General features: G+C 60.8%; 28 protein-coding genes and 2 pseudogenes. 19 read left to right on the top strand and 11 right to left on the bottom strand.

Features of this window, described 5'->3' with window-relative positions; translation table 11 throughout:
* The first annotated feature begins 25 nt into the window (after positions 1 to 25).
* The 4 genes from ASD01_RS11735 to ASD01_RS11720 are packed head-to-tail and all read left to right on the top strand — an operon-like array spanning position 26 to position 3780.
* Complete coding sequence (locus tag ASD01_RS11735) at positions 26 to 1003, top strand: ABC transporter permease (protein WP_060644026.1); 978 nt, start codon at positions 26 to 28, stop codon at positions 1001 to 1003.
* A 1-nt stretch (position 1004) separates the two neighbouring features.
* Positions 1005 to 1838: an ABC transporter permease gene (locus tag ASD01_RS11730; protein WP_034799891.1), complete on the top strand. Its 834-nt coding sequence runs from the start codon at positions 1005 to 1007 to the stop codon at positions 1836 to 1838.
* The gene (locus tag ASD01_RS11725) at positions 1835 to 2809 is read left to right on the top strand and encodes an ABC transporter ATP-binding protein (protein ID WP_060644025.1); all 975 of its coding nucleotides are present in this window, start codon (positions 1835 to 1837) and stop codon (positions 2807 to 2809) included. Before ASD01_RS11730 ends, ASD01_RS11725 begins: the two co-directional genes overlap by 4 nt.
* Positions 2809 to 3780, top strand: a complete 972-nt coding sequence (locus ASD01_RS11720) for an oligopeptide/dipeptide ABC transporter ATP-binding protein (protein WP_034799888.1) — start codon at positions 2809 to 2811, stop codon at positions 3778 to 3780. The genes ASD01_RS11725 and ASD01_RS11720 overlap by 1 nt, the downstream gene beginning before the upstream one ends.
* Here ASD01_RS11720 and ASD01_RS11715 read toward each other — a convergent pair.
* Positions 3762 to 4568 carry a phosphate/phosphite/phosphonate ABC transporter substrate-binding protein gene (locus ASD01_RS11715; protein WP_034799887.1) on the bottom strand — a complete coding sequence of 269 codons (807 nt, stop codon included), beginning with the start codon at positions 4566 to 4568 and terminating at the stop codon, positions 3762 to 3764. The genes ASD01_RS11720 and ASD01_RS11715 overlap by 19 nt on opposite strands.
* Positions 4569 to 4657: 89 nt before the next feature.
* Here ASD01_RS11715 and ASD01_RS11710 point away from each other — a divergent pair, with 89 nt between their 5' ends.
* Entirely contained in the window at positions 4658 to 6265 is a 1608-nt protein-coding gene (locus ASD01_RS11710) for an FAD-dependent oxidoreductase (protein WP_060644024.1), read from the top strand.
* Positions 6265 to 6585 (top strand): 4Fe-4S dicluster domain-containing protein, encoded by a 321-nt coding sequence (locus ASD01_RS11705; protein WP_034799884.1) that lies wholly within the window; start codon positions 6265 to 6267, stop codon positions 6583 to 6585. The genes ASD01_RS11710 and ASD01_RS11705 overlap by 1 nt, the downstream gene beginning before the upstream one ends.
* A 216-nt stretch (positions 6586 to 6801) precedes the next feature.
* Here ASD01_RS11705 and ASD01_RS11700 read toward each other — a convergent pair whose 3' ends face one another.
* A complete protein-coding gene (locus ASD01_RS11700) occupies positions 6802 to 7842 on the bottom strand; it encodes a LacI family DNA-binding transcriptional regulator (RefSeq protein ID WP_060644023.1) in 1041 nt (346 codons plus the stop codon).
* 102 nt (positions 7843 to 7944) lie between these two features.
* Between ASD01_RS11700 and ASD01_RS11695 the strand changes: the two genes are divergently transcribed.
* A complete protein-coding gene (locus ASD01_RS11695) occupies positions 7945 to 8781 on the top strand; it encodes a phytanoyl-CoA dioxygenase family protein (protein WP_060644022.1) in 837 nt (278 codons plus the stop codon).
* Between the two features lie 101 nt (positions 8782 to 8882).
* Here ASD01_RS11695 and ASD01_RS11690 read toward each other — a convergent pair whose 3' ends face one another.
* The gene (locus ASD01_RS11690) at positions 8883 to 9134 is read right to left on the bottom strand and encodes an Atu4866 domain-containing protein (protein ID WP_060644021.1); all 252 of its coding nucleotides are present in this window, start codon (positions 9132 to 9134) and stop codon (positions 8883 to 8885) included.
* Positions 9131 to 9688: a hypothetical protein gene (locus tag ASD01_RS11685; RefSeq protein ID WP_060644020.1), complete on the bottom strand. Its 558-nt coding sequence runs from the start codon at positions 9686 to 9688 to the stop codon at positions 9131 to 9133. The genes ASD01_RS11690 and ASD01_RS11685 overlap by 4 nt, the downstream gene beginning before the upstream one ends.
* Positions 9689 to 9822: 134 nt before the next feature.
* On the opposite strand from ASD01_RS11685, the gene ASD01_RS11680 reads away from it, so the two are divergent.
* A complete protein-coding gene (locus ASD01_RS11680; protein WP_034799874.1) occupies positions 9823 to 10749 on the top strand; it encodes a LysR family transcriptional regulator in 927 nt (308 codons plus the stop codon).
* Between the two features lie 90 nt (positions 10750 to 10839).
* Here ASD01_RS11680 and ASD01_RS11675 read toward each other — a convergent pair whose 3' ends face one another.
* From ASD01_RS11675 to ASD01_RS37230, 4 genes and pseudogenes are all read right to left on the bottom strand, one after another.
* Complete coding sequence (locus ASD01_RS11675; protein WP_034799873.1) at positions 10840 to 11595, bottom strand: SDR family NAD(P)-dependent oxidoreductase; 756 nt, start codon at positions 11593 to 11595, stop codon at positions 10840 to 10842.
* Between the two features lie 254 nt (positions 11596 to 11849).
* Positions 11850 to 12214, bottom strand: a pseudogene (locus tag ASD01_RS37555) (short-chain fatty acyl-CoA regulator family protein); the annotation flags it as partial.
* Between the two features lie 283 nt (positions 12215 to 12497).
* Entirely contained in the window at positions 12498 to 12851 is a 354-nt protein-coding gene (locus ASD01_RS37235) for a LysR family substrate-binding domain-containing protein (protein WP_060644019.1), read from the bottom strand.
* Positions 12848 to 13435, bottom strand: a complete 588-nt coding sequence (locus ASD01_RS37230; protein WP_210173930.1) for a LysR family transcriptional regulator — start codon at positions 13433 to 13435, stop codon at positions 12848 to 12850. The genes ASD01_RS37235 and ASD01_RS37230 overlap by 4 nt, the downstream gene beginning before the upstream one ends.
* A gap of 258 nt (positions 13436 to 13693) precedes the next feature.
* On the opposite strand from ASD01_RS37230, the gene wrbA reads away from it, so the two are divergent.
* The 6 genes from wrbA to ASD01_RS11635 all read left to right on the top strand — a co-directional run bounded on the left by wrbA (position 13694) and on the right by ASD01_RS11635 (position 17824).
* Complete coding sequence (wrbA, locus tag ASD01_RS11660; RefSeq protein ID WP_060644017.1) at positions 13694 to 14293, top strand: NAD(P)H:quinone oxidoreductase; 600 nt, start codon at positions 13694 to 13696, stop codon at positions 14291 to 14293.
* A 91-nt stretch (positions 14294 to 14384) separates the two neighbouring features.
* Positions 14385 to 15152: an SDR family NAD(P)-dependent oxidoreductase gene (locus tag ASD01_RS11655; RefSeq protein WP_060644016.1), complete on the top strand. Its 768-nt coding sequence runs from the start codon at positions 14385 to 14387 to the stop codon at positions 15150 to 15152.
* 24 nt (positions 15153 to 15176) lie between these two features.
* Positions 15177 to 15614 carry an ester cyclase gene (locus tag ASD01_RS11650; protein ID WP_034799869.1) on the top strand — a complete coding sequence of 146 codons (438 nt, stop codon included), beginning with the start codon at positions 15177 to 15179 and terminating at the stop codon, positions 15612 to 15614.
* A gap of 30 nt (positions 15615 to 15644) precedes the next feature.
* Positions 15645 to 16415 (top strand): SDR family oxidoreductase, encoded by a 771-nt coding sequence (locus ASD01_RS11645; protein ID WP_034799866.1) that lies wholly within the window; start codon positions 15645 to 15647, stop codon positions 16413 to 16415.
* Positions 16416 to 16603: 188 nt separating this feature from the next.
* Entirely contained in the window at positions 16604 to 17557 is a 954-nt protein-coding gene (locus tag ASD01_RS11640) for an alcohol dehydrogenase catalytic domain-containing protein (protein ID WP_060608723.1), read from the top strand.
* Between the two features lie 18 nt (positions 17558 to 17575).
* Positions 17576 to 17824: a hypothetical protein gene (locus ASD01_RS11635; protein WP_034799861.1), complete on the top strand. Its 249-nt coding sequence runs from the start codon at positions 17576 to 17578 to the stop codon at positions 17822 to 17824.
* Between the two features lie 401 nt (positions 17825 to 18225).
* On the opposite strand, the gene ASD01_RS11630 is transcribed toward ASD01_RS11635, so the two are convergent.
* Positions 18226 to 19140 (bottom strand): LysR family transcriptional regulator, encoded by a 915-nt coding sequence (locus tag ASD01_RS11630; RefSeq protein WP_034799859.1) that lies wholly within the window; start codon positions 19138 to 19140, stop codon positions 18226 to 18228.
* 100 nt (positions 19141 to 19240) lie between these two features.
* On the opposite strand from ASD01_RS11630, the gene ASD01_RS11625 reads away from it, so the two are divergent.
* From ASD01_RS11625 to ASD01_RS11615, 3 genes and pseudogenes are all read left to right on the top strand, one after another.
* Complete coding sequence (locus ASD01_RS11625; protein ID WP_060644014.1) at positions 19241 to 20137, top strand: pirin family protein; 897 nt, start codon at positions 19241 to 19243, stop codon at positions 20135 to 20137.
* Positions 20065 to 20763, top strand: a complete 699-nt coding sequence (locus tag ASD01_RS11620; protein ID WP_156623645.1) for an NADPH-dependent F420 reductase — start codon at positions 20065 to 20067, stop codon at positions 20761 to 20763. The genes ASD01_RS11625 and ASD01_RS11620 overlap by 73 nt, the downstream gene beginning before the upstream one ends.
* 222 nt (positions 20764 to 20985) lie before the next feature.
* Positions 20986 to 22022, top strand: a pseudogene (locus ASD01_RS11615) (LLM class flavin-dependent oxidoreductase).
* Between the two features lie 70 nt (positions 22023 to 22092).
* Here the strand turns inward: ASD01_RS11615 and ASD01_RS11610 are convergent.
* The gene (locus tag ASD01_RS11610) at positions 22093 to 22716 is read right to left on the bottom strand and encodes a TetR/AcrR family transcriptional regulator (protein WP_244495231.1); all 624 of its coding nucleotides are present in this window, start codon (positions 22714 to 22716) and stop codon (positions 22093 to 22095) included.
* A gap of 41 nt (positions 22717 to 22757) precedes the next feature.
* Between ASD01_RS11610 and ASD01_RS11605 the strand changes: the two genes are divergently transcribed.
* Complete coding sequence (locus tag ASD01_RS11605; RefSeq protein ID WP_034799841.1) at positions 22758 to 23576, top strand: SDR family NAD(P)-dependent oxidoreductase; 819 nt, start codon at positions 22758 to 22760, stop codon at positions 23574 to 23576.
* Between the two features lie 436 nt (positions 23577 to 24012).
* A complete protein-coding gene (locus ASD01_RS11600; protein WP_034799839.1) occupies positions 24013 to 24447 on the top strand; it encodes a DoxX family protein in 435 nt (144 codons plus the stop codon).
* A gap of 57 nt (positions 24448 to 24504) precedes the next feature.
* Here the strand turns inward: ASD01_RS11600 and ASD01_RS37225 are convergent, their stop codons facing one another.
* The gene (locus tag ASD01_RS37225; RefSeq protein ID WP_257785215.1) at positions 24505 to 24639 is read right to left on the bottom strand and encodes a hypothetical protein; all 135 of its coding nucleotides are present in this window, start codon (positions 24637 to 24639) and stop codon (positions 24505 to 24507) included.
* Positions 24640 to 24652: the final 13 nt, after the last annotated feature.

Here is a 24652-nt window from a genome sequence, read left to right as displayed (position 1 = left end):
TTGCGACAGAAGAGGATGCGCTGCAATGAGGAGCGCGTCCCTTCAAATCCATCTTGGCTTCAAGCTGGCGACGGCGGCACTTGCCGTGGCCGGTTCAGTCGTGCTCCTGATGGCCCTGACGCGGCTAATCCCCGGGGATCCCGCGACCGTGATCCTTGGGTCGCGCGCAACGCCTGAAGCGGTCGCGACACTCAATGCCCGCATCGGCCTCGACAAGCCGCTGATCGAACGGGTTTTCACCTTCTTCGGCAGGCTCGCCTCCGGCGATCTCGGAGAGGATGTCTTCAACGGGCGGCCGGTCCTCAGCCTGGTTCTGAATGCGCTGCCGAACACGGCCGCGCTTGCGGTCGCATCAATGCTGTGCGCCGTAGCCCTCGGCGTGCCGTTGGCGCTTTTCAGCGCCCGCTGGCCGGGCGGCAAGACAGATCGAATGGTCGCGTTCCTGAGTGTCGGATTCATTTCGACGCCGAGTTTCGTCGTATCGGTCTTCCTGCTGATGGTGTTTTCCGTGCATCTGCGCTCGTTTCCGGTGCTGGGCGCCGGGGAAAGCGGCAACCTCGGCGACCAGCTTTGGCACCTCGTATTGCCGACGGCGGCGCTCGCGGCCGGCTGGGCCGGCTACATCGCCCGGCTCCTGCGCTCATCGCTGCTCGAGGTCCTCGGGGAAAACCACGTTCGCACGTTGCGTGCCTATGGTGTCAGCCAAACCAAGATCATGATGAAATACGCACTCAAGCCGGCAATCCTGCCGACCCTGGCGGTGCTTGGCATGGGTTTCGGCGAACTCCTCGGCGGCGCCGTCTTTGCCGAAGTGATCTTCAACCGCCCGGGCCTCGGCTCGCTGATCTACGACGCCATTCGCACACGCAACTATCCGGTCGTCCAGGGCGGCGTCTTCGTCATCGTCATGCTCTATGTGCTGACCAATCTGATCGCCGACCTCTCCCAGAGCCTGATCGATCCACGCGAGCGCGCCCGCCTTACATCTGGTCAGGGACACTGAGATGCAAGCCTTCATCGCTCTTTCCCGTCGCCCGGGTGGCACGTTTGCAATGCTTGCGGTGACGCTTCTCTGTCTGGTGGCGATCGCCGCACCGGTGATTGCGCCCTATGGCCCGAACGCAATAGCGCCGGCGAACCGGTTGATGGAGCCGTCGTGGCAGCACCTGCTTGGAACGGACCATCTCGGTCGCGACATCCTCAGCCGGCTGATCTATGGAGCACGGGTGGCGCTCGGCATTTCACTCTCGGTCATTGCCATTTCCTTGAGCGCCGGCGTCACTTTCGGGATTGCGGCCGCCCTTTCGCCGCGTGCAATCGATCTCGCCGTGGTCGGCGTCTTCGACATCGTCACTTCGTTTCCCAGCATTATACTGGCCTTGGCATTGGTGGCCGTGTTCGGCCCTGGCCTCGGTAATGTCGTGCTGCTTGTCAGCATTGTTTTCATTCCCCATTTCGGCCGAGTTGCCCGCGCCCAGACGATCGCCATTCGCAACAGTCCCTTCATCGAGGCCGAAAAAGTGCTTGGGGCAGAGACCTGGCGGGTCGTGCTGCATCACGTAACCCCGAACATCATTGGTCCGATCTTCGTGCTGGCCTGCATGGATATCCCTGTTGTCATCACCATCGAGGCGGGCCTGAGTTTTCTCGGGCTTGGCGTGCGTCCGCCGCTGGCAAGCTGGGGCAACCTCTTGAATGACGGCTATACCTATCTGGACCAGTCGGTTTGGCTCGCGACCTTTTCCGGACTGGCGCTCGTCCTTGCGACCCTCGGCTTCGCGCTTCTCGGCGAGGCCTTGCGCGACACGCTCGACCCGAAGCTGAGGAAAGCCCTTTGACTGACGCCCTTCTCACCATCGAAGACCTGCACGTGTCCTACCGGGGTCACGAAAGCACGGCTCACATCCTCGACGGCGTCGATATAACCATTGGTCGCGGACAGTCCGTCGGTCTCGTTGGCGAAAGCGGCAGCGGCAAGTCAACGGTCGCCTTCGCCCTGCTCGGGCTGCTTGACGGCAACGCGCAGGTTTCCACGCGTCGGGCCGCCTTCGATGGGCGCGAAATGCGCTTTGGCGTAGACGAAACCAGGGCGTTGCGAGGGACCGACATCGCAATGATCTTCCAGGATCCCATGACCGCGCTCAATCCGATGTTTACCATCGGAACGCAGCTCGTCGATATCCAGCGGCGGCGCTTCCCCCGGGAGAGCCGCAACAGGCTCTGGGGCCGCGCGCAAGCAATGCTTGTCGATGTCGGCGTGCCGGATGCGGCAGCGCGCATGCACCGCTATCCGCACGAGTTCTCCGGCGGCATGCGCCAACGCGTGGTGATCGCCATGGCACTCCTGGTTGAACCGAAGCTGTTGATTGCCGACGAGCCGACAACCGCGCTCGACGCGACGATCGAAGCGCAAGTGGTCGAGGTGCTGGACCGGCTACGACAGCGCACGTCCGCCTCCATGCTGGTGATCAGCCATAGCATGGGCCTGATCGCCGAACTCTGCGACAGCGTAATCGTCATGTATGCAGGCACGGTGGTGGAACACGGACCCGTGCGCGTCGTCTTCAGCCGCCCGCGCCATCCTTACACCCGCGCGCTGCTCGCCTGCGAGATCGATCCCTATGCGGCCTTCGATCCCTCGCAGGATCTGGCAACCATTCCCGGCACCGTGCCCGATCCTGCACGCCGTCCCCAAGGCTGCATTTTTGCCAGCCGTTGTCCTGCCCGCCACGACCGCTGCAATGAAAGGCCGCCCCGGCGGCAGACGGGAGAGGGGCGAACCTATTCCTGCTGGCAGGAGGCTGTGTAATGGCCCGCCCCATTCTAACCCTCGATAACGCGATGGTACGCTACGATCGGCTCACCGCGGTCGACAACGTCTCGCTTGAACTGCGGCGTGGCGAAACCCTGGGACTCATTGGTGAAAGCGGTTGCGGCAAGTCCTCGATCGCCCGCGCGATCGTCGGGCTGCAGCCGCTTTCCGAAGGCACGCTTGCCGTGGAGGGCGAGACACTAAAGGATGCCTCCAGGCAACACCGCCTCATCCTGCAGCGCCGGATCCAGCTCCTGTTTCAGGATCCCGTCGCGTCCCTTTCGCCTCGTCTGACGGTCCGAGCCTTGCTTAGCGAGCCCCTGAAGATCCGCAACGCCTTCACGGCCGAGAACTGGGGGCGGATCATGCGGCTGGCCGAAAGGATCGGGCTTGGCGAGCAGCTTCTCTCTCGCTATCCCCATCAGCTCAGTGGCGGGCAGGCGCGGCGCGTGGCTCTGATCCGCGTGCTTGCAGCCGAACCGTCGATCGTCGTCGCCGACGAACCGACCGCCGGCCTCGACATCTCGGTACAAGGCGATCTTTTGAACCTTCTGCGAGGGCTCAAGGATCACCTGGGCCTCAGCTATCTGCTGATCTCCCACAATCTCAATGTCGTCGGGCGGGTCGCGGACCGGGTTGCCGTCATGTATCTCGGACGCATCGTCGAGAGCGGGCCGACCGCCGCTTTGTTTCGCGGCCCCGCGCATCCCTATACCCAAGCGCTTCTTTCGGCCAATCTGACGCTCGATCCCAGCCGCCGACACGAACGAATCGTTCTTTCCGGAGAATTGCCGAGTCCCGCCCATCCGCCGGCCGGATGCCGGTTCCATAGCCGCTGTCCCTTGGTGCAGCCGATTTGCGCAGCAGAAGCCCCTGCCCTTCGGGCGGGCGAAGACGGACGCGCTGTCGCCTGTCACTTTCCGCTGGCCGCAAGGCCGGCCGTCATCCCTCAGACGATAGCAGGGTAACCATGGCGTGCAGCGTCCCGATCAAGCTCGGCCAGTGCCTCGTAGTCGGAATCGCCCAGGAGGCTGATACCTTTGAGCGAGAGCGTGTCGCAGACGCCGCCGAGTTCAGGATCGCCGATCGTCTCCGCCAGTGTACGACGCAGGATCATGAGGTCTTTGGCCGAGGTCAAGGCGGATGTGATGAAGGGCAGTCCGGGTCCTTTCGTCGTCTCAGCAAGAACACGGACCGCGGCCACGCGATCGGGATCGAAGCGCAGTGTGTTGCCGAACGTAACGCAGTCGATTGCCGCGACGTCGGCCGCGCCAGTCGCTACGGCATCGATGCTTGCTCGGTGCCCGCCCGTCTCGATGACCGACGAGAAAAAGCGGCCGTCGACCGCATGTGGCGCCACCGCAGCTCGAAACAGGTTGTAGCCGGAATTGCTGCCCGGTTCATTGATCGCCGCACGCATCCCGCGCAGATCGCCGAGCGAGCTGGCCGACGACCGGGCATTGACGATGATGAAACTGCATTTGTGCGGGCCGTCGCAGCCAGGCAAGTCGTAAACGGGCGTCGCCACCAGTTGAACCCTCCCGCGAAGGTGCTGGACATAGGGATATCCGCAGGTCTGGCCGAACAGCAGGTCCGGACGAAACCACGCCTCGTTGTAGGCGACGGTCTCGTCAAGCGCCCCGGGCGCATCAAGGCCATACCCACGCAATCGGTCCCCCAATGCTTTCCAGAAAAGCCGCGTCGCCTCCTCGATCGGCGGCGGACTTACATACATGGCGAGGCTGGCGAGAGGCATGGGCGGGCTCCGGCAAAAACGACTCAAAAATCTATGCATTGCATAGATTTAAATCGCAACGATATTTCTTGGTCGAGAGGATCCCTGTCATGAGTGTGCCATTGCAACAGTCAGGTGAGGCAAGCGTCGCCGCCGTCGAAATCGGTTGCGACGTGCTCGTGATTGGCGGTGGACCCGCCGGGTGCTGGGCCGCCATCGAAGCTGCATCCAGCAACGCTAAGGTCGTGCTGGTCGACAAGGGATATTGCGGCAGCTCCGGTGCCACGGCTTCGGCCGGCACCCAGATCTGGTATGTGCCGCCGGACCCGGCGGAACGGGAGGCAGCCATGGCCAGCCGCGAGGCGATGGGCGGTTATCTGTCCGAACGTTCCTGGATGGTGCCCGTCCTCGACAAGACGTTCGAGAGTGTTAATCGGTTGGCGGACTGGGGCTACCCCTTCCCCCGTAACGACGACGGGGAAGAGCAGCGTATCTCGGTCCAGGGGCCGGAATACATGCGGCTGATGCGGCGCCGGGTAAGGAATGCCGGGATCACCATTCTCGATCATCATCCGGCGACGCAACTGCTGACACTGGAAGGACGCGTCGTCGGCGCAAGCGGCCTGCGGCGCCAGGCCGGCGGTCATTGGGTGGTGAACGCCGGCGCCGTCGTTCTTGCCGCTGGCGGCTGTGCCTTCATGAGCAAGGCACTCGGCTGCGACGTCTTGACCGGAGACGGCTATCTGATGGGCGCGGAGGTTGGCGCCGAACTCTCGGGCATGGAATTTTCCTCCGCCTACGCGATTTCGCCCGCCTTCGCCTCGATCACCAAGACGGCGCTTTACCGCTTTGCGCAGTTCTACCGGAAGGACCACAGCCTGATCGAGGGAGCGGGTTCGGCCCGTGGGCGCTCGATCATCGCCCGCACCTTGCTTTCGGAGCCGGTGTTTGCGCGGCTGGACCTTGCCGGGACTGATGAGGTCAAGGCGATCCTCAGGCGCGCGCAGCCGAACTTCTTCGTTCCGTTCGATAGGCGCGGCATAAATCCCTTTACCGATTTCTTCGAAGTCAAGCTGAGGCTTGAAGGTACGGTCCGTGGTACAGGTGGATTGAGGCTGACCGGCCTCGACTGTTCAACGACTGTTCCGGGGCTTTACGCCGCTGGCGACAACGCCACCCGCGAGCCGATCTGCGGCGGGTTCACCGGCGGTGGCAGCCACAACGCGGCCTGGGCGATCGCCACAGGTGCCTTTGCTGGCGCGGCTGCCGCGTCCTATTCATTGCAGCGGGTAAGCGCTACCGATTTCGACCCGGCATGCATCGCGCTCTCTGACACGAAGGGCATCGACCCGGCAGAGATCATCAAGGCTGTCCAGAACGAGGTATTCCCCCTCGACATCAATTACTTCCGCACGCATTCGGCCCTTTCGGCATCTCTGAAGCGGCTGGACGCGCTTTGGGAAAACGTCGGACGGGCAACCGCTCTCAACGAGGATCATTCCCTCAAGCTACGGCAGGCGCAGGCCATGCTGGCAACGGCGCGTTTCATGTATCGCGCGGCGCTTTCTCGTACCGAAACGCGCGGTATGCACAGACGGGAGGATTATCCGACGCAGAACCCCGCCCAACACCACAGGCTCATCCTCAGCGGCCTCGACCACATCGCCGTTCGGCAGGAAGCGGTCGATCCCGGCGTATACAAGCAAGCAGCAGAATAATGATTGAAGTTCTAGACACCAACACATGCACCGACTGCAATCTTTGCGTCCAGGTCTGCCCCACCAACGTGTTCCAAGCACAGCGCGAAGGACCGCCGCTCATCAAGCGTCAGGATGCATGTCAGACCTGCTTCATGTGCGAACTCTACTGCCCCGTCGATGCGCTGTATGTTGAACCGGATGCTGAGGCCGTCCACGGCCTGACCGTCGAAGGCGTGCATGAAAGGCAGCTTTTCGGCAGCTACCGAAAGGCAATCGGCTGGCACAAGGACACTCGCCACCGCCGTCTCATCGACGACCATTTCCGATTACCGCAATAGACAAGAGCCACGTCGTGACGTCACGCGCCGCCGGATCAGGCGTCAAGACCGGCGACGCGCGCCGATGGCTCGGAGTGGGATAGCTGGTAAGGTTTCGGGGGCGATGCATTTCTCTTGGCCATTTCCGTCTTACGCGGGTGAGCAACACGCGCGCTCTTGGAGCGCAATTTCCAAGATTTTCGTCCGCTGAAATAATTACCCATCGCCTTGATCTTGTCAGGCCGATTTACGACTGACCGAGCCCCGGACGACCAACGTGCAGCCAAGCTTTTTTAGGCTGTGATGCGTTGAGCGCGGCTTCTTTGCAAGGTGCTCAATCGCCCAGGCGCCCATCGGCCGGTGCGGAAGCTCCAGGGTAGTCAGTTGCGGTCGCAGATGGCGCGACACTTCGTCGTCATCGTAGCCGACGACAGAGATGTCCCGCGGAACGCGCAGACCTGCTTCGCCAATTGCCATTAGGCAGCCCATCGCCATCTTGTCGTTCTGGCAGAAGATCGCCGTAGGCGGCTCTCGAAGCGACAGGAGTTTTTGGGTAGCGTCGAAACCGGATGTCGGTGTCCAGTTTCCTTCAGCCACCAGGCCGTCATCATAGGGCAGCCCCGCCTCCGCCAGCGCCTCACGATAGCCCGCGAGGCGATCCTGCGCCGCCTCCATGAAGCTCTCCCCGACGATCGTTGCGATGCGTGTATGCCCCTTCCTGATAAGGGTCGCCGTCGCCATGCGCCCGCCGGTCACCTCATCGGGAACCACAGCGGGAAAACGGTTATCACTGGTATAGCAGTTGAGCAGCACGAGCGGAACGGGTAGGTCCTCGAAGACCGGGTCGAGCGATATGCGGCGGGTGAAAACGGACATGTAGACGATCCCCTGCGCACCGGCCTGCAGAAGGCTGGCCACCGCTTTGCGCTCGTGCGTGGCCCGTCCCTGCGTCTGCGCCACGAGAATTGTAACATCGTTCTCCCAGGAAGCGTGCCGCGCGCCCTCGATGGCGTTGACGGCTTCCGGGGTCGTCGCGAGCTGATCAACGATGAAGCCAATACAGCCGCCGCGAAGATCCTCAAGGCCCGCGCGACGGATGGGGCTTGCAAGCCCGTAGCCAAGCCTATGCGCGACATCCAGCACGCGCGCCCGAAGCTCAGGGGATATCTTGATGTCCGTGACATTGTTGAGAACCACCGAGACCGTCGCCTGCGAACAGCCGGCCGCCTTGGCCACATCCATCATGGTTACGCGCGTCTTCGTTTTTCCACCGCTCATGTCGCCCCCGTTTTGCCCTCTCTACACCAACTAATAAAAATCGGCCATTGACTAATATTTATTAGTCGCAGTAGCCTTGTTGAAAATTGGGAGGAGAACCGGATGAAAACGAAGCCAGCACCCGACTACGATATTGCTGCGCAGATGGCGCAGCTGGCGGCAGACGGCATCATCGGGCTGAAGGGTGCTTTCAGTCTGGCATGGGCCGACGATATGCACGAGGACATGATGACGGCCTTCTGGTCGGCCATTCAAAGGCCCGGCGGCGCGGTCAGCCGGGGACCGCGCCGCTGGTATGTCGAAATCCATCCCCAGGCCTTCCGCGGCTTCGTCGATCTCATCACCCATCCATGGGTGGTGGATGTCTGCACCAACGTGCTTGGATCGGACTACCAGATCGTGGAGATAGGCCTCGACGTGCCGTTCCAGGGCGCGAAATACCAGCCGTGGCACCGCGACTTCCCCTCGCCTGTAGATACCTATCGAGACCACCAGATTACCTCGCTTGCCTTCAACCTCACCGGCGTTGACGTCACCGAGGATATGGGGCCGTTCGAAGTGGCGCCGGGAACGCAATATGACGATGGCCGGGAATGGAAGCACGAAATGTTCCCGGACAAGGCGCTCTGGGGCCGGTTTCAAGAGCGTGCGACACGCAAGTATCCGCAGCGCGGCGACATTTCCTGCCGCTCGGCGCTGACGGTGCACCGAGGCACGGAGCATCAGTCCCCTATTGCACGACCCGTCATGGTGCTGGGTGTGGACAGGCCGGGCGCTGGGCATGCAGAGTTGCACGACATGATGGTCACGCGGGATTGGTATGATGCCCTGCCGGAAATCGGCAAGAAGCACCTCGTCTGCCGCGTGGTGGACGAGCTCGTGCCGATTACGCAAAAGCACGACATCGAGGGACTAGTCATGGGCGCCGATCCAAGTTGATCATTGGCCCAGCCGATTGCTCCGAACAGGCCCTGACGCACGCCCGGATCGGGCACGAAGAAGGCGGCCCGCTGAAGCTGCCTTCTGATCGTGGGGATGCTTCACGGTTTGCGATACAGCACCATGCCCGCATGATAGAGCACGCCATCGACAAAATCGCCATCCGCCGTGAACCCGGTATCATCCCAGTATTCGATATGGTCGCCGGTCACTTCATAGCGCCCCTGATAGGCGCTTTCGCGCTGCCCGCGCGCCTCGTCGTAGCGGCCGTTCGGCAGAAGCGCGTGCCGGATGTTGCCATCGGCCGTGACCCACATGCCGGCATAGGGGTGTGGTGAGGTTTTCCCGGTCATTGTGCCTTCCCCAGGAAGTTTTCGATTGTTTTGGGCTCGACCGTCCAGGCGTAGTTCAGCTCATGGCGGATCTTCCATGCCCCCTTCACGCATTGCCAACCCAACTGCGAACGACCGTCGAAAGCAATCACTTTTCCGTCGAGGCGTTCGATCCGGCCGACAAAGCCCAGAGTGGTCGAGGCAACGCTGTCTCCGATGATCTCATCGTGCCCGTCGGTCAGGCCGTGGGCAACGGACCGTGCCGCATTCTGCAGGTCTTCCCAGTTTGCACCGTAGCGGGCCGCATTGCGGAAGAGCTGTTTCTCACCGGGCGCAAAATTATCGTAGAAAACGCCGGTGGTGTTCTCCAGGTCGTAATATGCGCGCATTTTCTCGGCGAATACGAAGCGGGGATCACCCTCATGCCGTTCCCATCCCGTCATGATCCAGCTCTTGTGGAGCGACAAGGGAGCTTTGTCGCCCTGCTGGGGGCAAGCGGCGTCCCGGGCGGCGGCCGGAGCTGTGAATGCGCCAGCAATGGCGGCTGCAGCCAGCATAAGCTTCAAAGAGGTCATCGTTCTTCCTTTCATCCTGGGTGGGTTTCGATCTCCACTCGCCTTGTGCGTTGTGGGATGAAAGAAGGATAGACGGCGTTGATTGTCGTCGGTATCCCATTATACATAACCATATTGGTTAGCAGGACGCGACAATGACAATCGACTTAAACCTGTTACCCCTCTTCCTCGCGGTGGCCGAGGAGGCGAACTTCGTGGCCGCCGCTGCTCGCCTCGGTGTTACGCGCTCGGCCGTCAGTCAGGGCATCCGGCGGTTGGAAGATGGCTGTGGGATCGCGCTCGTCACGCGCACGACGCGCAGCGTCAGGCTCACTGAAGCGGGCGAGCGCCTTCGCGACACGCTTTCTCGCCCCCTGGCCGAGGTCCTGTCCGCGCTTGAAGACGTCGGCGGCAACGTCAACCCCCACGGCGTGCTTCGCATCGCGGCGACCTCGATTGCCGAAGAATTTCTCTCTGGCCCGCTCATTGCGTCGTTTGCCGAGGCTTACCCCAATATTGTCTTGGATGTGACGGTGACGGACGACACGTTTGACATCGTCTCCGCCGGTTTCGATGCGGGGGTACGTCTGGGGGACATCATTGAACAGGATATGGTGGCCATTCCGCTATCGGGCGAACAAAGGGAAGTCGTCGTGGCGAGCCCGGCCTATTTCGAAGCCAATGGATTGCCGACCCACCCAAGGGATTTGATTCATCATCGTTGCATCGGGTGGCGCCCAGCGCCGGACACTGCACCATATCGGTGGGAATTCGTGCAGGAGGGAGAAGCCTTCGATGTTTCCGTCGAACCCCAGATAACGACCAATGACCTGCGCCTGATGATGCGGACGGCGCTCTCCGGCGGCGGTATCACATTTGCGCTGGAGGAGACGTTTCGACCCTATCTCGAACGGGGCGAATTGATTTCAGTGCTGAAGGATTTTCTGCCGCCCTTTCCGGGGCTCTTTCTCTATTTCCCCAGCCGGCGCAACATGGCGCCCAAGCTGCGGGCGCTTATCGCGCATGTTCAGCGCTTTCGACGGGAACACCGAACCAGAGCGGACACCACGTCTGTGGCGTGAGGCATAAGGTTTCCGGGGCCATCGGCAAATAGCTGCCGAAGGCCCCGAAATTTACGGACCACTAACAATTTTCGGGCAATGGCCCCTTCCTTACTTGATCTGGACGCTATAGCCGCCATCGGCCATCACGACGGAGCCAACGATGAAGCTTGCGCGGTCGGACGCGAGGAACGCCACAATTTCCGCGATCTCCGACGGCTGGGCGGCACGGCCGATCGGCGCACCCTTGCCATGCTCCGTGAGAAAGCCGGGACCGTCTTCCATGAAGCTGTTCAGCAAGTTGGTGACGACATCACCCGAGCCGATCGCATTGACGCGGATGCCATGCTCGGCAAGCTCCAGCGCCAACGTCCGGGTCAACTGTGCCAACGCGCCTTTGGACGACGTGTAGGCGGCGATTGTCGGAAAGGCGAAGTAGGAGGCATAGGACGCGATATTCACGATCGCTCCGCTCTTCTGCTTGATCATCACCTTCGCCGCTTCGCGGGAGTGAAGGAAAGCACCGGTAACGTTCGTCTCCATCACATAATCCCAATCATGGCGAGTCATCTCCACGACGGGCTTGTAGACGATGCGGGCCGCATTATTGACCAGCAAGTCGAGCTTTCCGAAATGCTCCAGAGCAAGCGCGACAGCCTCCTCGGCGCTGCCATCCCTGGAAATATCGGCCACCAAAGGCACGATTCCGTCCGCTTTTAGCGATCTCACGTCGGGATCGACATCTTCGGCGATGACTTTCGCGCCGCGCGCACGCAGCAGTTCGACAGTTGCCTTGCCGATTCCGCTCGCGGCACCCGTTACGATAGCCACCTTGCCTTCGACTTCATTTACTTGATTCACAGTCATTTTCGCTCTCCTGGTTGGAATGTCCTTTATCGGACACAGCCAGACTAGGGGCCTCGAACAAATGCTGCTCTCGCACGCTTGCTACCATCATCGGGCTCTTGCGCTTTTATGAGCGCGGTTCGCTTTAGGGGCACAAACGACTGGCTGACCGCTGAAATCCAAGCACGAATTGTTTTCTCCCGTCGTGGTAGCTCGAAGCAAATGTTCGGGAAGCACGAAGGACGACAGTTTTTCGCCCGCTGGGCGGATTGAGCAGGGATAGCTCGGCGCTTGTTGTGCTCCATTACCAGCCGCCCTTTCAAGGGTGGCACGGCGCGGCTGCCGCATTGGGTGCGCTCGCAGATGCGCCAGGAAATAGCGGTCGAATTTCAAACCGTGGAAACTGTCTGCGCAGGAAACCTCACAGCTGAGTGCCAGCACATAGTGTTGGCGACCGCCGCGCGAAACATGCGTGGAAAGGCAGAGTAACGCACCCCGTCCGGCGTTTCGGCGAGCTGGCCGAAAATTCGGCCGGGATTTTCGAAGGCCTGGTGCCCGTTCCACAGCGGACAGGCGCCAAAGCGGACGAATTGAAACGCGTGCCGCTGTGGTGCTTGGTGCTGTTGTCGGCCTGGTCGACTTCGATCTCGCTACCCATCGCGGCTATGACTCGGATCATTCCCGCGTCGTCGGCCGGTGTCCGAAAAAGGCCTCATCCCTGATGCTCGGTACATATTGCCAGAAATCCGGCGGTTCGTTGGTCCCGGCACAAATGTCATCGATGCCGGCCGCGCCGTGCTCGACCTCGAGGGCCGTCTGAGGAATCGACGGGGGAAGCCCCTGCCGGAGCACTCAACCACATTGTTACCGTCCTTCCCGACATTGCCGCCGCCGCAACCCCTATGCATGTCTGCAGGCGATGATTAATGACCTCGTGATCGGGATTCGAGATCAGAGCCTGCCGGCGCGCGGCGTGCCGCTGAGTGCCATGTGCACGATATCATGTGCCCCTCGCGGAATGTGACGGCCGACGGGTTCGGTTCGTCGTCCTTCCAGGCGAGCAGCAGTTCATAGGGCGTGGAAAAATCCGCAAGATCGCGAAACACGACGCCTGGCTGGGGAAGCTTCGCCACCCATTTCGGCACCAGCGTCACGCCAAGTCCGGCGCTGACGAGCGAGAGCAGCGTGTGCAATTGTCCGCCCTCTTGCGTCACGCGCGGGGCAAAACCCGCACCCGCACAGGCCGTCTTCAGCAGATCGAGAATGCGGCTGTTCATTTGCAGGGAAAGGTCACGAAGGGTTCCGCTGCCAGCTCCGCCATCTCGACCTTGGACCTCAATGCCAGCACGTTCGCGGATGGTAGCGCGACCATGAGCGGCGCGGATATCAGCACCTCCGTCTTGACGGCCGCAGCAAGATGGGAGGGGGCGGGAATGATGCCGATATCGACCGTACCGGCGGCGATTGCCTCCACTTGCACGTCCCGGTCCATTGGGATGAGCTTCAGATCGACATGCGGCCAGCGCTCACGAAAATCCCGGATGGGCGACAGCAGCGTCCATAGGACGTTATCGACAAAGCCGATGGACAGGCGTCCGACAATGCCGCTCGCTGATGCCTTCAGCCGCCGCACCGCCTCCTCCGTTCGTTGCAGGATTTCGCGCGCCGCGGGTAGAAAAACCTCGCCCAGCAAAGTCAGGCTAACATCCTGGCGCGAACGCCGGATGAGGGTGAAACCGAGTTCGTCCTCCAAAAGCTTTAGCTGTTGGCTGATGGCCGATTGAACGACATGCGCCCGCTCGGCGGCCCTACCGAAATGAAGTTCCTCAGCCACGGCAACAAAGTGGCGAAGTCTGCGCAAATCCATGACCGGCTCCCTCGATCGCACCGCTTCTTGCGTCGTCGAGAAAGCTATACCTCTAAAAAATCGGCAACAGCGGCAAAGATTCGAGGGTTATGGTCGATTAAATAGAACGTCCGAACAAATGCAGCCATCGCTATATCGTTCGATTTTTTCGACCGTAACCAATCATTTTATTCGACTATTCCCCCAAGCGGTTCGATGCGAGTTTTTTGCCAAGCCGCAAGGGCGACTGCCTCAAATCAAAGGAGAACAAAAATGGCGAAGGTACTGGTCCTTTATTATTCGACCTACGGACATATCGAGGCGATGGCCTATGCCATCGCAGACGGCGCCCGCAAGGCTGGCGCTCAGGTCGATGTCAAGCGGGTCCCCGAGACTGTTCCGGAGGAGATTGCCCGCAACAACCATTTCAAGCTCGACCAGACAGCACCGATCGCCACCGTCGCGGAACTTGCGGATTACGACGCCATCGTCGTCGGCACCGGCACCCGTTTCGGTCGCATCTCTTCACAGATGGCAGCCTTCCTTGATCAAGCCGGCGGCCTCTGGGCGCGCGGCGCCCTGAACGGCAAAATCGGCGGCGCCTTCTCCTCCAGCGCCACCCAGCACGGCGGGCAGGAGACCACCCTGTTCTCGATCATTACCAATCTCCTGCACTTCGGCATGATGATCGTCGGCCTTCCCTATAGCCACCAGGGCCAGATGAGTGCCGAGGAGATCGTCGGCGGTGCCCCGTATGGTGCAACCACGGTGGCCGGCGGCGACGGATCGCGCCGGCCGACCGAGATCGACCTCGCCGGCGCCCGTCACCAGGGCGAACTGGTGGCGGCCGCGGCTATCAAGGTCTTCAGCTAAGCCGATCTGCCGGAGGTTCACGTCTCCGGCCCCACTCCCCCAACAATCAACCGGAAACATCGTCCCGCACGGGCGGGCGAGGAGCGAAGCCATGTCTGCGGATTTCGACGGCAAAGTGGTACTGGTCACCGGCGCAGGCTCGGGGATCGGCCGGGAGGCGGCACGGCTGTTTGTCGAGCGCGGCGCCCATGTTTTCGCGGCCGACCTCAACTTGGACGGCCTTGAGGAGACCAGGGACATCTCCGCAGCCGGGAAAATCGAGATCTTCGGTGTCGACGTTTCGAGCGAAGAGCAGGTGAGGGCCTTCCTTGCGCGCATCGAAAAGGATGCGGGACGGCTGGATGCAGCATTCAACAATGCCGGCATCACCGGCGGCACCTACCGCATCGAGGACTACCCGATCGAGGATTTCGACCGGGTGCTGACCGTCAATCTGCGCAGTGTCTTCCTCGGCATGAAATATGAGCTTCCGCTGATCGCCAAGACCGGCGCCGGCGCGATCACCAACACCGCCTCCGTTGCCGCGCTGACCGGACCTGGCGGCATGAGCGCCTATGCCGCCTCCAAACACGGCATCCACGGCCTCACCCGCGTCGTGGCGATGGAAAACGCCAGCCGCAATATCCGCGTCAATGCACTCGCGCCCGGCTGGACCGAAACGCCGATGGTCGTGTCCAACAGCGCCCAGAACCCGGCTTTCGCCGATCTTGCACGGAAAGCCATCCCCGCCAAGCGGGGCGGACAGCCGCGCGAGCTCGCCGAAGTGGCCGTGTGGCTGAGCTCCCCGGCCGCAAGCTACGTCTTCGGCCAGATGATCGTCGTCGATGGCGGCATGACCATCGGCGGCTTCGAACTTTGACCCCTGACATCGAAGGATAAGACCATGACCAGAAGTGCAGAAAGCGAAGCGGCGATCGCAGTGGTCCGCCGGAACACCGAAGAGGTGCAAGGAAAGGGCAATTTCGCCATCTTCGACGAAGTCTTTTCGGAGGATTTTCTCGATCACACGCCGCAGCCAAACATGGTGCCGGACAAGGAAGGCGTGCGCGGCCTCTATGCCGGCCTGCGCAAGGCTTTTCCGGATTTCCATGCGGTCATCCACTGGCAAACGGCCGACGGCAATCTCGTGACAACCTTCAAGACCTACTACGGCACCCACAAGGGAACCTTCCTCGGCATTGAACCAACCGGCAAGACGATCCAGTTCGAGACGGTGGATGCCATGCGCGTCGTCGACGGCAAGATCACCGAACACTGGGGCGTCGCCAATCTCTATTCGCTCGTCGGCCAGCTCGGCCTCCAGCTTCAGCCGAAGGGCTGAGCCATCCCATTTTTCTGAAGGAACAGTGCCATGAGTGACATTCTGAAGAACAAGGTGGTCATCGTGACCGGCGCGTCAAGCGGCATCGGCCGCGCCATCGCCATCCGCGCCGCCGAACACGGGGCGAAGGCCGTGATCGTCGCCGACATCACCGAGGCCCCGCGCGAAGGCGGCCGGCCTACGGTCGAGGAGATCGAGGCGATCGGCTCGGCCGCCCGCTTCGTCAAGACCGACGTCAGCAAACGCGCCGACAACGATGCGCTCGTCGAAGCCTCGGCCGAGTTCGGCGGCGTCGACGTCATGGTCGCCAATGCGGGCATTACGCTCCGCACCGATGGCGCCGACGTGCCGGAAGACGACTACCACCGCCTGCTGTCGATCAATCTCGACGGCCCGCTGTTCGGCGCGCAGGCCGCTGCCAGGCAAATGAAGGCGAACGGCAAGGGCGGCAGCATTGTGCTGATGGCCAGCATGGGCGGCATATCCGGCGCCGGAATCACCGTGGCCTATTCCACCAGCAAGGGCGGCGTCGTGCTGATGGCAAAATCGCTTGCCGACGCGCTCGGCCCGGACGGTATCCGCGTCAACGCGGTCGCACCTGGCACGATCGACACCGAGCTTTTGCGCACTAGCCCCGGCATTGCCGAGGCTTCAGAAGGCTTTCGCAAGCGCACCCCGCTGCGCCGCCTCGGCCAGCCCTCCGAAGTGGGCGACGCTGTGGCCTATCTCGGCTCGGACCTCTCCAGCTACGTCTCGGGCATCGCCCTCCTCGTAGATGGCGGCCTGCTGGCCGTCCTCTGACCCATAAGGGAATCGGCGATAAAACGCCGAACGTGCTGGTTCATCAGGACATTGCCGTCCGGTGCCAGGCTTGGGCCAGCTCGGCATTCGAGGGCTAGAACCCCGAGGCCGGCCGTCTCAGGCGACGGCAAACCCTCATCATTTGAATCCGCTTGGCGGCAGGTCATGCCTGCCTAATGGAGAAGACCATGTCCTACGTCGTCAAATACAGCCAGTGGGGCGGCCCGTCCGTCCTGCGCATCGAGCAGGAAAATGCCCGCGCCCCGGGCGTCGGCGAGGTTCTGATCAAACAGGAAGCCATCGGCGTGAACTTCGTCGATACCATGTTCCGGGATGGAACGTTCAAGGTCGCCCTGCCTGCCGTCGCCGGCGTGGAGGGTGCCGGCACTGTGGAAGCGGTCGGACCGGGCGTGACCCGCTTCGCCGCTGGCGACCGGGTCGCCTACTTCTTCGCCCCCGGCAGCTATGCCACCCAGCGCATTGTCAGCGAAGACGTCCTCGTGAAGGTGCCCGACGACATCTCCGCAGAGAAGGCAGCGACAATCCTTACGAAGGGCCTCACCGCGTGGATGGCGATCAATGCCATGGCGAAGCCCGACAAAGACGCCCGCGTGCTCGTTCAGGGCGCGACGGGCGGCGTCGGCAATCTGCTTGCCCGCTGGCTGAGGGCGCGCGGCATAGCGGTCATCGGAACCGGTTCGAGCCGCAAGCTCGCCGATCTGGAGCAGGCGGTCGACCATGCGTTTGCATATGAAACACTCGCGCTTAACGACCACATCCGCAGCCTCGCTCCCAATGGCGTCGATGTCGTTTATGAATTGGTGGGAGCAACGACTTTCGCATCGACGCTCGGCTCCATCCGTGACGGCGGGACGATCGCCGTGATCGGCGCCGCATCCGGTGGCGCCGCCATCGACGAGGCGGAACTCAGCCGTCGCGGCATTCGCCTCGTGCGCGGCAGCACCGGGCAGCATGTGACGAAGGCCAACCTGCAATCCGCTGCCGACGAGGTGTTCGATGCCTGGCGCACCGGTGTGTTCGGTAAGATCAGCGCGCGGAAATATCCGCTCTCCGAAGCGCAGCGCGCCCATGCCGACATTCTCGAACGCCGCAGCAGCGGTCCGATGGTGCTTATCCCTTGATGCTCGGAGGAAACCGTCATGTCCGATTGTGACAAACTTCATCCCGCCTTCCGGAATCTCGAGACGATCGAGGAGGCCCACCGCCGGCGCCTCAGCCCGTCGCTGGTGGAAGCTGTGGCGATGGCTGTCGTCCTGCTGCTGTTGCTAGCGACCAACTTCGATCGGTGGACCGGCAGTGCCAATGCCCCCTCAAAGGTCGCCGTTATCCACGAGAATGCGCTTGAACTCGATGATTGCCGGGCCGCTTTCCTGCCCGGCGACTGCTAAAGACAGCGATGGCGTCGCCTCGGAACGTGACGCCATTTTACCATGCGCCCTCTAGACCGAGCACCTGCCTTCGGCTGCAAAGGCACGGTTGCCGCGGTGATGCAAGCTACGCCTTGCGCTCAGTCTCGATCCATAACCGCTCAGTATCCAGAATGAATAGGTTATGGGCTTCACGGGCATCGACTGCGCATTCCATGCTGGCAAGGCACTCCTCGATCAGCGGCACGGCCGGGCTTCGGCGTCAGGCCGAAACATTTGAACTTGTCGACTGCCCAGCCCGTTCAATTGCGAACCAGGCATCTCTTCTGCTCATTGAGGACGTCGTTCCCCATATCGAGAATGACAGTACGCTCGTGCCCACGCCAAGCGGTCGAAGCCGGAAGAGGGGGTCAACGCGTCTGCTAAGCAGCGGCGATGGGCTCATCCACATCCTGACTTCGGAAATGGTCAACCAGGAAACTGGCCGCAGGGCCAGGGGGCGCATCAGTGCGATACACTGCCTGAAGGCGATAGGGGCCGCCTTTGCAATCGGGAAGGTCAAGCTGCACCAAACGACCCGCCACGATGTCATCACGTACCATCGGCTCGGGCATGTTGCCCCAACCAATGCCCTCTTTGAGAAGCATATGCTTTGCGCCCAGGTCGGCCAGACGCCACGTGTGATTTCCGACAACAGCAAACTCATGTCCCTGAGTGAGCGGAGACCTGTCGGTCAGGACCAACTGAATGTGTCTTCGTGCGGCTCCGGGCGGATGTGAACCGCCCGCCAGCGGATGGTCACGCGAGGCCACCGGTATCAGTTTGACGAACCCCACGCCGATGCGTTCAAGCCCGGCGATTTCGACATCGAGCGGGCCGCTAATGCCGATCCCGGCGTTTCGGTTCAGCACCATCTGGGTGACCGCTCCGAGCGCCTCAACATACAAGCGAAGCGATACGCTCGGGAACTCCTTCCGAAACGCCTTCAGCGCATCCATGACGCGCGCGGCGGGCAGCATGACATCAAGTGCGAGGTGAACCTCCGGCTCTACGCCGCGAAGCATGCTCTTCACCTTGGCACGGAGGTTATCGATGCCATGAGCAACGCTCTTCGCCTCAGCAAGGACTGTCCTGCCCTCCAAGGTTAGCTGCGGCTTCTTCGTCGATAGCCGATCGAACAGCGTCACGCCCAGTTGCGCTTCAAGATTGGCGATCGTGTAGCTGATGACCGAGGTGGCTCGGTTAAGCTTGCGGGATGCGGCCGCGAAACTCCCGGTTTCAACCACGGTGATGAACACTTTTAGCTGATCCAGCGTCGGCTGGCCGGGATCTGACATTTCGAATTCCTCGATCGTTTCCGCCGAAATTATCTGAGTTTTCCGAAACGTCTAGTGGACTTATTTTCAGCTCATCGAAATTCAACCGTCGGAGCTGACGATGTCCTATTTGTCGAACGCTGATATCGAACAGGTGATCTTGCCTTCGAGCCGAGACCTTGGAGGTTTCTCTGTCCGCCGCGCGCTTCCTTCGGCCATGCGCCAGATGGTTGGTCCGTTCATATTTCTCGACAGTTTCGGACCGGTTCGTTTTGGGGCCGGCGAGGGGATCGATACCCGCCCCCATCCGCACATTGGACTATCGACCCTCACCTATCTTCTCGAAGGCGAACTGCTGCATCGTGACAGTGAAAGCTACGTACAATCGATCAGCCCGGGCGAAGTCAATCTGATGGTGGCCGGCTCCGGCATTGTTCACTCTGAACGCACGCCGGAGCACATTCGCAAGGACGGAGGGAAGCTCGCAGGCCTGCAGAGCTGGATTGCTCTTCCGAAACAGTCCGAAGAGACGACACCACGTTTCCAGCACCTAAGCGTCAACGAATTGCCGACGGTCAGTGGCGAGGGCATCAACATGAAGCTTCTCGCCGGCACCCTGCACGGCCGGCGCGCACCCACCGCCACCTTCTCTGATCTGTTTTCCGCCGACATTCAGCTTCAGGCAGGCGCCCGGTATAGGATCGATGGCGAGCATATCGAGCGAGCGATCTTCGTCGTCGACGGTGCAATCGAGATCACCGGTCAGGACGGGACCCACGGGCCTGACCGTCTGATCGTGTTCAAGCCCGGCGCAGAAATCGTAGTGAAGGCGAGGCAACCATCCCGGTTCCTTGCGTTTGGAGGAGAACCGCTTCCGGAAAAGCGTTTCATCCGCTGGAATTTCGTAGCCACCGATCAAGAGCGCATCCGCCATGCCGCCAATCTATGGCGCGAACGGCAATTCCCCGGCGTGCCGGGAGACGACGAGTTCATTCCCCTCCCCGACAACTTCAACTGACAAATTCAGCCTATCAAAGGAGAACGACCATGACGACATATGCAATCATTGGTTCTGGCGCGATCGGCTCTGCACTGGCAGAACGTTTCCACGCCGCAGGCATCGATGCCGTTATCGCCAATACACGCGGTCCGGCTTCGCTACAGACGATCACCGACAAGTTTGGTAGCACGGTGAAGGCTGCGGAACTGGAGCAAGCTCTTCATTCCGACGTCATTATTTTGGCAGTGCCATATGATGCTGTACCGCAAGTCGCTAAGAGAAAATCGGACTGGGAAGGCCGCACCATCGTCGATGCGACGAACGCTATCGATTTTCCTGCGTTCAAGCCGCGCGATCTCGGCGGCCGCCTGTCGTCGGAAATTGTCGCCGAACTGTTCCCTGGTGCTGAGCTCGTGAAGGCGTTCAACACGCTCCCGGCCGCTGTTCTGGCTGCGGATCCGGTCAAGGAAAGCGGTAGACGCGTGTTGTTCCTTTCCGGGAACCTTCCGGAAGCGCGCACGAAGGTCGCTGACCTGATCGCTCGCCTTGGTTTTGCGCCTTCCGATCTCGGCAGCTTCAAAACTTCTGGCTCTCTGCAGCATTTCGGACAGCCGCTCGTCGCGTTGACCCTGCTGAAGGATTGAAGAATGGAGCCGCCCGCCCGTCGGGCGGCTCTCCCCCGCACTCAGGCTCCGAAAGCCAGGCCGAGACCGAACCGCGCAACTCTCATGTAGAGCTTTTCGATCATTTCCAGCCTCATGATCGGAGATTAGGCCGATCGACCTGGAGATTGGAATTCTTATGTTCCAAAGCGAGGTCGTGACCTTCAATCCGGCGCGACTGGACAGGCGTCGAAAGGAAACAAAATGAAAACCACGAACATCGAGTTCGGTCTGGACACCTTCGGGGACGTTACCCTTGATAACGCCGACCAGCCGGAACATCACGCGCAAGTCATCCGCAATCTTGTCGAGGAGGCCATTCTTGCCGATCAGCTCGGCATCGACTTCTTTGGTATTGGCGAGCACCACCGTGAAGATTTTGCCGTGTCCGCCCCCGAAATCGTGCTTGCGTGACCTCCCGCATAAAGCTGGGTTCCGCCGTGACGGTGCTGAGTTCGGATGACCCCATCAGGGTCTTCCAGCGCTTTTCCACCCTCGATGCTGTTTCGAACGGTCGTGCCGAAGCGATCCTCGGCCGCGGTTCCTTTACCGAGTCCTTTCCGCTGTTCGGTTTTTCACTCAGCGACTACGAAACTCTCTTTCAGGAAAAGCTGGACCTGTTTTCCGACCTGCTGGAGCAGAGGCCGGTAAGCTGGTCCGGGACCACCCGGCCGCCATTGAGCGAGCAGAGCGTGTTCCCGCACGTGGAAACCGGTCGACTGAAGACATGGATTGGCGTCGGCGGCAGTCCCAACTCCGTGATACGCGCTGCGCAGTACCGGCTGCCTCTGATGCTCGCCATCATCGGTGGAAGCCCATATCGCTTCAAACCCTATGTCGATCTCTACCACGAGGCGACACGAAAGCTCGGCTTTGAACCGCTGCCCTTTGGCATCCATTCGCCTGGGTACATCGCCGACAGCGACGAGCAAGCAAGGGACGAGTTCTGGCCGCACTATCGAGCGATGCGCGACAGAATAGGAAAAGAACGCGGTTGGGGCCCAATTACCATGGACGAATATGTCGCAGAGATCGAGAACGGTTCGCTCTATGTCGGATCAGCGGAGACGGTGGCGGCAAAGCTGGCTCCCGTTCTCCATACTTTGGGGGCTGAACGGTTCCAGCTTAAATACAGCGCGGGAACGCTTCCTCACACATATCTCATGCAAAGCATCCGACTGTACGGCGAAGAAGTGATCCCCGCCGTCAAGGCGCAACTCGCCAGCAAAGAAGCGGCGTGAGCTATCCCGACGGGATTGGTGACACCTGATAAACCGCCAGGCGTCGCCGCATGCTGCTCCTTGGCGGGGATCAACTGATGGCTTTGGCAGCCAATCTGGCAAGCCCTTCCAGCCGTTCGCGACCGGCCCCGTCGCGGGCCTGTACTGCCATGCCTTGAATAACCGCGGAAAGATAAACTGCCCTGTCAGCGGCGGCTTCCTCATCGAGCCAGCGCTGCAGCTTTCCTGCGAGCAACGCTGTGAAGGCCGTTCGACGTTCGGAAAGCTGCGCTGCAATCTCGGCGTGATCCGGATGACTTGTCAGCATGCCCATGTTGAGCATGCAGCCCGCTTCGGTGGACGGATCGCTCAGGCCGTGTGCCGTTGCGATAAGGAGAGCAAGCACTGCATCGTCAGCAGTCTCGTATACATCCATGAAGGAGAGATCCGTGGCGCCTCGCAGGCTTCGATATCTGTCGACGGCTTCGAGATAAAGCGCGCTCTTGTTTCCGAACGCAGCGTAAAGGCTGGGTGCCGCAACTCCCATGGCAGCGGTGAGTTGTTGGAACGAGACACCTTCATAGCCGTGTCGCCAAAACAGCCGCATCGCGGTCTCCAATGCCGCGTCACGATCAAATTCTCTAGGGCGACCGCCACCGGGTGATTTCTTAGGTTTCATAACGGTCATTAAATAATGTTTGACAGCGATCGTCAAGCTGTGTTGTTTAACGATCATTATAAAACATGGAGCGATATATGACCAACCATGAAAAGCCAGTGGCTCTCGTCACCGGTGCGTCCTCCGGCATCGGCGCTGGGTATGCCGACCGCCTTGCACACCGGGGATATGATCTCATTCTGGTCGCCCGACGACTGGATCGGCTCGACAAACTCGCAACTGACCTTTCCTGTCGACATGGTTCAAACGTGGAGGTTCTCGAGGCCGATCTCACAACGGAATCCGGTATCACAAAGGTCGAGAATACCCTGCGTTCAGACAGTCGCATCACACTGCTCGTGAACAACGCGGGAAATGGAAAGCTCGGAACAACAACGGACATTTCGCATGAAGATTCGATCTCCATGATCGCGCTGAACGTGACCGCTTTGACGCGGTTGACACGTGCAGCCCTTCCCAACTTTATCGCCCGCGACAGCGGCGCGATCATCAATATCGCTTCGGTGATGGCGTTACATTCCCTGCCGATAACATCGCTCTACAGCGCGACGAAAGCATTTGTCCTAAGCTTCAGCCGGGGCCTTCAGGAAGAATTGGCCGGAACCGCGGTGAAGGTGCAGGTGGTGCTGCCTGCCGGGACCGCAACGGAGTTCTACGACCATGCGGGCATCCCTCTTTCAGCATTTGATCCAGACGTGGTCATGACGACCACAGACCTCGTTGACGCGGCCCTTTTGGGCCTCGACAAAGGTGAACTCGTGACAATGCCGTCGGTAGAGGACCTTGAGCTTTGGGCTTCTTTCGATGTAGCACGAAACAAGCTTTTTGCAGCGACGCAAAGCGGGAAGCCGGCATCACGCTACCAGGTTGCTTCGGGCGGCTCCTCCGAATTATAGCCTGACCTTGTGCTGAGGATCAGGCAACTGCCTTCCACTTTGCCCTGCACGGAGCCGCCTCACCGCGGCTCCGCTTCTGGTCCGGGTACGCGTAGAATCAGGCAATCTACCCGGACTCCATTCTATCGCGGGCGCGCGCACAAGGAGAATCTCTCGCCATGGGCAGCACACTTGCTGACCGCTTCCTAAACCGAGGAGCTTACCCGTGACGAAACTCAAAATATTGATCTTCATTATCTCAGCACGACAACGAAACTGAACTTCAGGACCCTCCGATCGGACGCGCGCCTTCCCAGCGCGGGTTTTTCTGCGGCATCGTTCGAGATTATCGACGATAATGCGCGAGAATATCCGGCTTTTTCGTCCGATCTCAAGATGGCAGTTTCTCCTCACGACGCAGCCACGGCGGCTGCGCCCCAACACAGGAGAAACGTCGATGTCTTATTCCGATGCAATCGCTGAGCGCGCTGAAACTCTTTCCAAGTCGCTCCTCATTAATGGCGTGGCCCCGCTCGCCGGCCGTGTTCTTCTTGCCGCCATCTTCCTACTTTCCGGCATCAGCAAGATCTCGGACCCGGCCGGAACGATCGGCTATATCAATATGGTCGGCCTGCCCTTCCCCTCGCTGTCCTATGGCGCGGCAGTCGTGACGGAGATCGTCGGCGGCGGGGCGCTGATCCTCGGCTTCCAGACCCGCATCGTTGCCCTGGTCCTGGCTCTGTTCAGCATTGTCACCGCGGTGACGTTCCACAACAACCTCAGCGACCTGAACCAGTTCATCCACTTCTTCAAGAATATCGCCATGGCCGGTGGTCTGCTGCAGGTCGTCGCGTTCGGCGCGGGTCGCCTCAGCCTCGACGCTCGCCGCTAACCTCGCATAAGCCGCAAAAGAGCCCGGGCCTTCCCCCGGGCTCTTTTCGTTCGATGGTCAGCAGCTATGCAGATAGCGCCGAGCGCTGCTGAAACCCTCGGATCTCAACATCGGTGACACAAAGGTCAGGCACCATCGCAAGGAAATATCGGGCTTTGCCTTGAAGAAGGCCACATTGGTCAGTTCGGCCATTTTGATAGTCCTT

Source organism: Ensifer sp. Root423, from assembly GCF_001426275.1.
In the GTDB taxonomy this organism is placed as follows: Bacteria; Pseudomonadota; Alphaproteobacteria; order Rhizobiales; family Rhizobiaceae; genus Ensifer; species Ensifer adhaerens.
This window is presented reverse-complemented; position numbering and strand designations above follow the sequence as displayed.

Excerpts from the sequence above, each read along its gene's own strand:
- ASD01_RS11735 (WP_060644026.1), top strand. The coding sequence starts at position 26 with ATGAGGAGCGCGTCCCTTCAAATCCATCTTGGCTTCAAGCTGGCGACG.
- ASD01_RS11730 (WP_034799891.1), top strand. The coding sequence starts at position 1,005 with ATGCAAGCCTTCATCGCTCTTTCCCGTCGCCCGGGTGGCACGTTTGCA.
- ASD01_RS11720 (WP_034799888.1), top strand. The coding sequence starts at position 2,809 with ATGGCCCGCCCCATTCTAACCCTCGATAACGCGATGGTACGCTACGAT.
- ASD01_RS11715 (WP_034799887.1), bottom strand. The coding sequence starts at position 4,568 with ATGCCTCTCGCCAGCCTCGCCATGTATGTAAGTCCGCCGCCGATCGAG.
- ASD01_RS11710 (WP_060644024.1), top strand. The coding sequence starts at position 4,658 with ATGAGTGTGCCATTGCAACAGTCAGGTGAGGCAAGCGTCGCCGCCGTC.
- ASD01_RS11705 (WP_034799884.1), top strand. The coding sequence starts at position 6,265 with ATGATTGAAGTTCTAGACACCAACACATGCACCGACTGCAATCTTTGC.
- ASD01_RS11700 (WP_060644023.1), bottom strand. The coding sequence starts at position 7,842 with ATGAGCGGTGGAAAAACGAAGACGCGCGTAACCATGATGGATGTGGCC.
- ASD01_RS11695 (WP_060644022.1), top strand. The coding sequence starts at position 7,945 with ATGAAAACGAAGCCAGCACCCGACTACGATATTGCTGCGCAGATGGCG.
- ASD01_RS11690 (WP_060644021.1), bottom strand. The coding sequence starts at position 9,134 with ATGACCGGGAAAACCTCACCACACCCCTATGCCGGCATGTGGGTCACG.
- ASD01_RS11685 (WP_060644020.1), bottom strand. The coding sequence starts at position 9,688 with ATGACCTCTTTGAAGCTTATGCTGGCTGCAGCCGCCATTGCTGGCGCA.
- ASD01_RS11680 (WP_034799874.1), top strand. The coding sequence starts at position 9,823 with ATGACAATCGACTTAAACCTGTTACCCCTCTTCCTCGCGGTGGCCGAG.
- ASD01_RS11675 (WP_034799873.1), bottom strand. The coding sequence starts at position 11,595 with ATGACTGTGAATCAAGTAAATGAAGTCGAAGGCAAGGTGGCTATCGTA.
- ASD01_RS37235 (WP_060644019.1), bottom strand. The coding sequence starts at position 12,851 with ATGAACAGCCGCATTCTCGATCTGCTGAAGACGGCCTGTGCGGGTGCG.
- wrbA (WP_060644017.1), top strand. The coding sequence starts at position 13,694 with ATGGCGAAGGTACTGGTCCTTTATTATTCGACCTACGGACATATCGAG.
- ASD01_RS11655 (WP_060644016.1), top strand. The coding sequence starts at position 14,385 with ATGTCTGCGGATTTCGACGGCAAAGTGGTACTGGTCACCGGCGCAGGC.
- ASD01_RS11650 (WP_034799869.1), top strand. The coding sequence starts at position 15,177 with ATGACCAGAAGTGCAGAAAGCGAAGCGGCGATCGCAGTGGTCCGCCGG.
- ASD01_RS11645 (WP_034799866.1), top strand. The coding sequence starts at position 15,645 with ATGAGTGACATTCTGAAGAACAAGGTGGTCATCGTGACCGGCGCGTCA.
- ASD01_RS11640 (WP_060608723.1), top strand. The coding sequence starts at position 16,604 with ATGTCCTACGTCGTCAAATACAGCCAGTGGGGCGGCCCGTCCGTCCTG.
- ASD01_RS11635 (WP_034799861.1), top strand. The coding sequence starts at position 17,576 with ATGTCCGATTGTGACAAACTTCATCCCGCCTTCCGGAATCTCGAGACG.
- ASD01_RS11630 (WP_034799859.1), bottom strand. The coding sequence starts at position 19,140 with ATGTCAGATCCCGGCCAGCCGACGCTGGATCAGCTAAAAGTGTTCATC.
- ASD01_RS11625 (WP_060644014.1), top strand. The coding sequence starts at position 19,241 with ATGTCCTATTTGTCGAACGCTGATATCGAACAGGTGATCTTGCCTTCG.
- ASD01_RS11620 (WP_156623645.1), top strand. The coding sequence starts at position 20,065 with ATGGCGCGAACGGCAATTCCCCGGCGTGCCGGGAGACGACGAGTTCAT.
- ASD01_RS11605 (WP_034799841.1), top strand. The coding sequence starts at position 22,758 with ATGACCAACCATGAAAAGCCAGTGGCTCTCGTCACCGGTGCGTCCTCC.
- ASD01_RS11600 (WP_034799839.1), top strand. The coding sequence starts at position 24,013 with ATGTCTTATTCCGATGCAATCGCTGAGCGCGCTGAAACTCTTTCCAAG.
- ASD01_RS37225 (WP_257785215.1), bottom strand. The coding sequence starts at position 24,639 with ATGGCCGAACTGACCAATGTGGCCTTCTTCAAGGCAAAGCCCGATATT.